Genomic DNA, 7909 nt, shown 5'->3' with positions numbered 1-7909 from the left:
GCGCGCGGTCTCCTGCGGAGACACGACGCGGAGTGACTGCGTCACTCCCAAGGGGGCTGCGTCGCTGCGCGACGCCGGGCGGAGTGTGGCCCGAGGGGCCATCACCTGCGGTGATGGCGGGGTGGTCCCGGTTGTTCGGGGACCGCGGGTCCGCGGTGGCCGGCTGGCAACGGAGGGAGGGCCTGCCGCGGGGTTCTTCGGCTTAATTGAAGCAGGTCAAAGGGATTTTGATGGGATCTCAGGTTGTCTGTAACGGTGTCTCAGGACCGAATATCGGGGTGTGGCCCCTGCGGGGCCGAGGGCTTACCGCTCGCGCTGCGCGCTCCCTCTCAGTAGCAGTATGCACACGGTCCCGCGGAGTGTCCACCCCGCCGGCCCCTCCCCCGACACACTACAGAACGTAACAACAACCCCGAACAAGCACCAGCGAGTGGTCTACACCAAAAAGATCGCCAACAAAAGGGAAACCACCAATTCCCGACCCACACAAACCGACCCAACGTCAAATAGCAAAACCGAAACACCCCCTGACCAAATACCAAAAATACAACCCCCCTCAACGCCCCGCCAAAACCGCCCATCTTGCAACCCCACATACCAAAGTCGCAAGCCATCATAGAAAGTGCCTACACGCGACGGTGCGCCCCGGCCTGTGCGGCCGGGGCGCACCACGTTATGCATCACCGTGTAGGAATCCTAGAAAGCAGGCAAGTTATAACGGGCCTGGTTCCGACGGCTGATCCAGAGGCTCGCCCTGCATCTCGTAGTAGCGGCGCCAGCTGCGGGCACGCTGAATCGCCTTCTGTTTGTCCTGATTGAGTTGCTGAAATCTCGCTCGGTCCGCCCTTACGAGGTCCTTCACTTCATCCTCCAGCTGCGGGACGATCCCGTCGACGGCAGCGCTCAGCAGTCCCAGCGGCGTGACGATGAGGAACAGCATCACCGCGTAGACAGCGATTCGAGCCGTTAGCTGTTCGTCTTGGGCTGGAAGGTTCCCCAGATAGGACATCACGGGTGCACCCATCGTGAAGGCAGCCATGAGGTACATCAGAACGACCAACCGCCCCCTGTCCAGCACGCGCCTCCGGTTGGTGATGTCCGCCAGCACGGCTGACCAGAGCATGAGCGGAATCATCACGGAGTAAGTGATCTTCACTATCAGCTCGGTCTTGTCCGCCCAGGACAAAACGACGGCGCCGACCGCTACAAGGGCTGTAAGGCTTCCCGCTAACCATCCCGTCTGGCGCGCCTCCTTCGGAATGGTGGTATCGAACGTGGCTTCGACGATCCGGACGTATTCCTTGGCCGATACTTCGTCTGCGTCTTCCTGCTGGGCCTGTGTGCGGATGCGTTCGCTGCTAGCGGCTGCGCTCGCCATGCGGTCGGCTTTCGCATGCAGGGCTTCAGGTTCGCGGACGACATCGTCGTGGATCGGCTCGACCGTCGTAGGCGGCCGCTTGTTCGCGCGATGGAACCGGCGTTGCAGCACCTTGACGTGCTGCCATCGGCCGCGCCACTCCTCGAGCGTCTCGGGGTTCGGCCGGAAGTTCCCCGCAGCCGCCTTATCCAGCCCGCTCGGTGTGGTGACGACTCGGACGAACTCCAGGAGCGTCTCCAGGGAGGGCAACCGTTTCCCGGTGAGCATCTCAGTGAGACCGGACTTCGTCAGCCGCGGTCGTACCGACGCGGAGGCGATGGTCGCGTATGAGGGGGAACCGCAGGCAATGTGGAACAGGCTGAGCTCCTCGGCGAAGGCAGCCAGTGCGGCCTCAAACGTCTCAGCCGTGTCGTTGTCCTGCTGATCCACCGCAGGTTCTTCGCCCGTCATCAGATCCCCCTGTCTGTCAAGGAAAAGCCACGGTAGAGGCCGGTGACGGCGTGCGTATGCAGATTGCCTCGAACAGATCCGGACGCCTCGTCCCATCCGGGGTCGGGCCAATCTTCGCCGGGTGCTGTGGGGAGTTGTCCGGGTCCGTTCGGACCCGGACAGATCACTGGGAAGACGGCTTTGAAGGCGGTCTGCTGGAGCCATGACGAACACGGACAGCACCGCCCAGCAGGCCCCCGACCCTGCCCAGTCCCTCTCCCGCCAGGACCCGGACATGATGCCAAGGACACGCAAGGGGCCAGCCCCCGACGCAGTGGTGCTGGTAGTCCTCCTCGCCGCCTGCGCCGGCATCTACCTCACCGTCGGCGAAGCTGGGTTCGCCGGCGTCATCAGCGCCGTCGCCGCCCTCTACGGCACCTGGCGCACGCGCCGCTGATCCCGGCTCCTACACGGCCGACCGGACCCACTTCACCTCCGGTCGGCTGCACGAGGCAGCCCAGCGCCAACAGGCAAGCCAGTCACCATACGAATCCGAGAACACAACTCTCGCGACGCCTGCGCACAGCTGTGCCCCTGGCCTGTTCGGGTCAGGGGCACAGAGAGGCAGTGGGGTGGGTCAGGCTCCGATACCGACAGAAGAGACGTATGCATAGGCGGCATATTCGGAATCAAGGTCGGAAATGACGTCGTCCCAGATTTCATCCACCAGCGCCTCATCCCGAGCGCCCCACGCAGTTACCAGATCGGTCCAGATGTACCGGACGGTGATAGACCGGTCACTCAGGGGCCGGCTGTACTTGGAATCGACCTGGCTTTGGTCGACGGGGTAGATCTCCATGCGGCGGCCGCGGCCGTTGTTGTCGAGGTGGCGGGCCAGCCAGCCGGAGCGGATCAGGTTCTCGCGCCGGCGCTCCCAGTACGCGGCGTCGATCCGTTCCCGGCTCGCCGGGGAGGGGGTGGCCCTGCCGCGCGCCCAGGAGCGCAGGGAGCGGGCTGTGACGCCCTGTTCGGCCAGTGCCTCGCGGCCCGCCGGGCTGTCGAGGTAGCGCAGGCGGGCGGCCAGGCCACGGTGGGACGTGACGGGCGAGGCGATGCCAGAGGAATGGACGATCCGGTTGAGCTCCAGGATGAGGGCCTCGCCTCCCTTCATGCCGCGGGCGTCGTGCTTGCGCCAGTCGCCCCAGCGGGCCCACAGGTCCTCGGATCCGGCCATCAGCGCTTACCCCCGAGCATGTAGGTGTTCTTTTCCTTCACCTGGTTCAGGTCCCGGCCCTCGGAGAACACCGAACGCCAGTCACCGACGACGTGCAGTTCATCCGTGCCGGAGATTTCCACGACCTGAAGTCCTGCCTTGTGCGCCTTGTTGGCCTTCATCCAGAGATTCGCGAACGCTTTTGCACGGATGATGTGCATCCAGTCCGGGCGGCGGAGTTCACGGTTCGCGGTGGATTCACCGACCGTCGATACCAATTTAGAATACATGGATTTGACGTAGGCGACGGTCAGTTCGTCACCTTCTGCCAATGCGGTTTTCCGGGTTTCGGCCAGAGCGCGGCGGAGTTTTTCCAGCAGTCCCTCGGTCGCTCCGGAGACGAGGGAGCGGTGAATTGTGGGGGCGTCGGCGAGGCCTTGGCGGGCGCAGTCGAGGAGGAGGCGGAGGGTGGATTCGCTCACCCACAACTCGCCCGGCTCCATTCGGTTGCCCAACGGGTTGGGCAGATCAAGGTGTTCCCACTCGGCCGGGGTGATGAGGTGGACGCCGGCCTTCTTCGGATCGTGCACACCGGTGGTGGACTCGCGGAGCTGACCGATCGGGAGCCAGCACTTGAGGGCGGACAGGTAGGCGGCGTTCATGTCCAGGGCCGTCACCTCCAGCTGCGCGCCGGCCTTCGCCGCCGCCACCGCTTCGGCGTTGCGCCACTTCGGGCGGCCCTCCCAGATCTCGTCCGCGCCCTTCTGGGAGCGCTTGCGCAGGATCTCCGCAGTGGGCGGGAACTCGGAGTGCTCGTACCGGCCCCCGACCCGGGAGGACTTCAGCAGGGCCATCACGTCCGGGATCGCGCCCTTGATGAGTTCGGCCTGCGCGGCGTCGACGTCGCCGGCGTGCTCGGCGAGGACCTCCTGGACCCGGCCGGTGATCTGGCCGATCAGGTCGTCCGAGGCGTACGCACGCGGGCTCTGCGGCCTCTCAGGGGCCAGGGACTCTGGCGCCGGCTCCCGAGGCGCAGCAGGCGGCTGCTCGGGCTGGGGCGGCAACACGATCGGCGCTTCCGCCGGGGTCGCCGAGGCCGCAACCGGGGCGGGGGCGGGGTTCGCGGCGGCTACGGCGGCCGCGCACTCCTCGGCGCTGAAGTGCTGCGGGAACCCGTCGATCTCGCCGCTGCACGGCTGCCCGCACAGCACACACAACCCCACCGGCGCAGCCACGGCGGGCTCCACGGGGAACAGGGCAGCGGGAACTGGCTGTACGGCGGCCGCGGGTGCGACGGCGTCGGAGGGGCGCAGGCCCGGGATCGAGCCGTGGAGCACGCCGACCGCGTGCGTGGGCCCGGCCAGCAGGTCGAGAACGTGCAGACCGAAGTGTTTGGCGAGCAAGTCGACGTCCTCCAGCGACCAGTGCTGACGCCCCGACTGTTTGCGTGAAACCTGCGCCTGCGACAGGCCGAGCCCGTCGGCGAGATCGTTCTGGCGCTCACCGGTGCGCGTCATCAGTGCTGCAACCGTGAGCCTGAGGAGATCCTCAACACCCATCATGATGCAAGTCTAGCTCATTCAATACCAATCCCGCATATGACATGCTCAAATCGACAACCATTTTGGGTGGAGGAGAGGGGTACCGGCTCGCTGCGAGCGTCCGAAATGTCAGTGGCGCCCCCTACGCTGCGCCGCAGCGCGGGGGTAGCTCCCCTGCACCGTCGGGTGGGAGATGACGATGACACGCGGCCGTCCACGCAAGGACCCACGGGAGCCAGCGGAAATCATGCGCGCGGCGGGCCTGGAGCCCCTGGTGCCCTACCCGGGCACCGGCGTGCCGTGGCGTTGTCGGCATCTGGCGTGCGGGCGCGAGGTCACCCCCCGCATGAGTAACGTCGCGAAGGGGCAGGGGGGTTGCGTGTACTGCGCGGGACTGGCTCGGATCGAGCCGGAGGCGGCGGCCGCGGTGATGCGGGCGGCCGGCCTGGAACCGCTGGAACCGTACCCGGGCAGCTCCCGGCACTGGCGCTGCCGGCATCTGGCCTGCGGGCGCGAGGTCACCCCCACCTACGTCCGGATCAACTCCGGGGCCGGCCCCTGCCGGTGGTGCGCGCCGAACGCTCCTGTCGACCTGGAGGTCGCGGCGGCCGACATGCGCGCGGCAGGTCTTGAGCCCCTCGTGCCCTACCCGGGCGTGGATACCCCGTGGCCGGTGCGCTGCACGGACTGCGGGACGCACGGCACGCCCACGTTGGGCTCCATCCGGCGGGGGCAGGGAGGTTGTCGGCCGTGCGGGCGGCGCAAGGCCAACGCGGCGATGCGCAACGATGCCGACGAGGCGGTCGCGGCGATGCGCGCGGCGGGCCTGGAGCCGCTGGAGCCGTACCCGGGCAGCGCGTTCCCGTGGAAGAGCCGCTGCACCCGGTGCGATGCCGTGGTCTCCCCACGTCTGGGTTCCATGGCGGCCGGGAGCCGCCGCCCCGGGTGCAAGCCGTGCGCCGACAAGGCGCACGGCATCGCTCAGCGACACGACGAGAGCCTGGCGGTCGAGGAGATGCGCGAGCACGGGTTCGAACCCCAAGAGCCCTACCGCGGCGTGAAGTCCCCGTGGCGCTGCCTGTGCCACGGATGCGGGACGATCACCTCGCCCACCTTCGGATCGATCCTGGCTGGGCAAAGCGGGTGCCGCCGCTGCGCCGACCTACGCGCCGCCGCCGCGCGCCGGGAGGACCCGGAGCGGGCAGCCGCCTCGATGCGCGAGGCCGGCCTCGAACCCCTCGAGCCGTACACGGGGGCCATGAGGCCCTGGCGGTGCCGCTGCACCACCTGCGGCCGAACCTCCACACCCACCCTGGCCAAGATCCGCTCCGGCCGCAGATGCAAGTACTGTGCCCGCCACGGCTTCGACCGCGCCGCACCGGCGCGCGTCTACGTCCTCACCCACGCCGGACACCTGGCCGTCAAGATCGGTGTCGCCGGCGCCAGCCAGCGAAACGACCGCATCGCCCAGCACGGCCGCTTCGGATGGACACTGTTCTACGAGCACTACCTCTCCACCGGAGACGATGCCCTCGCTGTCGAACAGGCGATCCTGCGTCGCCTACGCACCGCCGGCCACAAGCCCTTCCTGACCGCCGCCGAGCTGCCCAACGGATGGACCGAAACCTTCAATGCCCGGCACGTCAGCGCGACCGATTTGCGCGACAGGATCCGCACCGAGACCCGCGTACTCCCCCGCGACCCCGAACCGCTGATCCTGTTCTGAAAGCCAGCCCGAGACCTGCGGCATACCAGAAGCGGCGCGTTAATCGGGCGGCTAGCCGAGCCAGACAATGTCCAGTACGGACAGGTGCCGTAGCGGACGGTTGGCGAAGTAGATGACGGACAGGCGGCCGGCGGACGCGATCCGGACGTCTTCGCCTTCCGGGTCGGCGGGGTCCCACTGGCGGAAGCCCCACGGGTCGGCCGCGGCGGCGTCGAGCAGGTCCCAGACCGTCTCTTCGGCATGCTCGGGGAGTTCGGCGAGGACCTTCGCGGCCGGGGTCGAGAGGCGGACCGCGTACGGCTGCAGGCTCACCGGCGCCGCCGGCCGCGGAGCTCAGCCATGTCCACGAACCCGGCCTCGTCGCGGCCGGAAGCGGTGAACGCGTCGACCGCGGGGGCGGAGGCCAGACGGGCCTGCCAGACGTGGACGACCTCGTACAGGGTGTCCAAAGAGAACGTCCGCCGCGACTCCTCCAGCGCCTGCGCCCACTCCTCCTCGAACGCCGGCACCCACCGCTCCGCCCGCCGATCGGCGCGCAGCATGGCCAGGAGTTCGGCCGGCGCGCCCGGTGCGGGCGCGTACGCCGCGGCGGGTACGGGGGTGTGATCGGGCTGGGCGCTCATCGGCTCCTCCTCGCGGCGGGTGCTACCGGCCACCGTAGAACTAGGTGTCCTCGGATAGCACGCTCTTCCACCAGGAGGTGAGACTGGAGAACGCCTCCGGCCTTCGGCCCCCGTAGCAAACTGGTCGAGTGGCGCAGGGTGGACGGGATGTCCACCCTCGTGGGCAACTCGCTACAGTGGAGCCTGCGGGACTTGCGCGCACGCAAGTAAGTTGATCATGCTTCTCGGCATTGTCAGTGGCGCGCGGCAGACTGAGGTCACGCAGTACGGCGGCCTCTGCCCGGCCTGCGAAGCAGGGACAGAGACCGCCGCGGGTGTAAATCCGCACCTCGCGCCTCTTGGTGGTAGGACACCAGGGGGCGCGTCGCGTTTTACAGGCGGCTGACCAGCATCTCGTACAGCCACACCAGGCACCGATGGAACCAGTGCGCAGTCTCGTCGGCAACGCCAGCCATCAAGGCCTGGACGACGCCGACAAGCAGCACCTCGCGAGCAGTGGTGCGACTCTCACCCCGGACAGGCGGTCGGCCTTCGTCCTCGAAATCGTCGGACGTCGGCTTGTCGCTCTCCGGCATGGGAGCCCCCCAATCAGGACCGCCGCGCATCAACCGGAAGGCCGGGGCGACGGTCCGTCAAAACCCGGCCCCCCAGAAGCTGCACAGCACCCGGATGGGTTGCGATTAGAGTACCGACCCCTGCTGACACATCAGGGGCACCGACAGGTACGGTCGCCCCTCGAAAGCCGACGACACGACGGCCCGGCGCGTGCCAGCACCACGCCCACGGCGTTGACCAGGCACTCCGTCATACCGAAGGCGGGCTCGACTTTCTTGAGGTTCTTGTCGGTGTCGTAGATGAGCAAGACGCCGAACACGATGAAACGCACCTTCAAGTGCGCGAACGGCGTCCTGGTCACGTTGCGGCGGTCCCGATTGTCGACCTGTTCGCAGGTCGGGGCGGCCATGCACCTAATCGGTGATGCTGGTGTCTTCCAGCCCC

Annotated in this window: 9 protein-coding genes; 2 read left to right on the top strand and 7 right to left on the bottom strand. The window is 67.6% G+C overall.

Translation table 11 applies throughout. The features are described from left to right. Nucleotides 1–712: 712 nt before the first annotated feature. A complete protein-coding gene (locus ACZ3X1_RS33845) occupies nt 713–1828 on the bottom strand; it encodes a hypothetical protein (protein WP_467282886.1) in 1116 nt (371 codons plus the stop codon). Nucleotides 1829–2030: 202 nt separating this feature from the next. Between ACZ3X1_RS33845 and ACZ3X1_RS33840 the strand changes: the two genes are divergently transcribed. Further along, complete coding sequence (locus ACZ3X1_RS33840) at nt 2031–2264, top strand: hypothetical protein (RefSeq protein ID WP_467282884.1); 234 nt, start codon at nt 2031–2033, stop codon at nt 2262–2264. Nucleotides 2265–2444: 180 nt separating this feature from the next. Here ACZ3X1_RS33840 and ACZ3X1_RS33835 read toward each other — a convergent pair whose 3' ends face one another. Together ACZ3X1_RS33835 and ACZ3X1_RS33830 are read right to left on the bottom strand one after the other, a co-directional pair. Then, nucleotides 2445–3041: a hypothetical protein gene (locus tag ACZ3X1_RS33835; protein WP_467282882.1), complete on the bottom strand. Its 597-nt coding sequence runs from the start codon at nt 3039–3041 to the stop codon at nt 2445–2447. After that, nucleotides 3041–4582 (bottom strand): helix-turn-helix domain-containing protein, encoded by a 1542-nt coding sequence (locus ACZ3X1_RS33830; RefSeq protein WP_467282879.1) that lies wholly within the window; start codon nt 4580–4582, stop codon nt 3041–3043. The genes ACZ3X1_RS33835 and ACZ3X1_RS33830 overlap by 1 nt, the downstream gene beginning before the upstream one ends. A 325-nt stretch (nt 4583–4907) precedes the next feature. Between ACZ3X1_RS33830 and ACZ3X1_RS33825 the strand changes: the two genes are divergently transcribed. Next, nucleotides 4908–6287: a GIY-YIG nuclease family protein gene (locus ACZ3X1_RS33825; RefSeq protein ID WP_467282876.1), complete on the top strand. Its 1380-nt coding sequence runs from the start codon at nt 4908–4910 to the stop codon at nt 6285–6287. Between the two features lie 51 nt (nt 6288–6338). Here ACZ3X1_RS33825 and ACZ3X1_RS33820 read toward each other — a convergent pair whose 3' ends face one another. The 4 genes from ACZ3X1_RS33820 to ACZ3X1_RS33805 form a co-directional block, all read right to left on the bottom strand. Further along, complete coding sequence (locus ACZ3X1_RS33820) at nt 6339–6599, bottom strand: hypothetical protein (RefSeq protein WP_467282874.1); 261 nt, start codon at nt 6597–6599, stop codon at nt 6339–6341. After that, nucleotides 6596–6910: a DUF6247 family protein gene (locus tag ACZ3X1_RS33815; protein WP_467282872.1), complete on the bottom strand. Its 315-nt coding sequence runs from the start codon at nt 6908–6910 to the stop codon at nt 6596–6598. The genes ACZ3X1_RS33820 and ACZ3X1_RS33815 overlap by 4 nt, the downstream gene beginning before the upstream one ends. A 371-nt stretch (nt 6911–7281) precedes the next feature. Continuing rightward, nucleotides 7282–7485, bottom strand: coding sequence for a hypothetical protein (locus ACZ3X1_RS33810; RefSeq protein WP_467282870.1), 204 nt, complete (start codon nt 7483–7485; stop codon nt 7282–7284). 131 nt (nt 7486–7616) lie between these two features. Continuing rightward, nucleotides 7617–7874 (bottom strand): hypothetical protein, encoded by a 258-nt coding sequence (locus tag ACZ3X1_RS33805; protein WP_467282868.1) that lies wholly within the window; start codon nt 7872–7874, stop codon nt 7617–7619. Nucleotides 7875–7909: the final 35 nt, after the last annotated feature.

This window comes from Streptomyces sp. NPDC023541 (assembly GCF_055559995.1).
The sequence above is the reverse complement of the archived record's forward strand: the minus strand, read 5'-3'. Positions and strand labels throughout refer to the sequence as shown.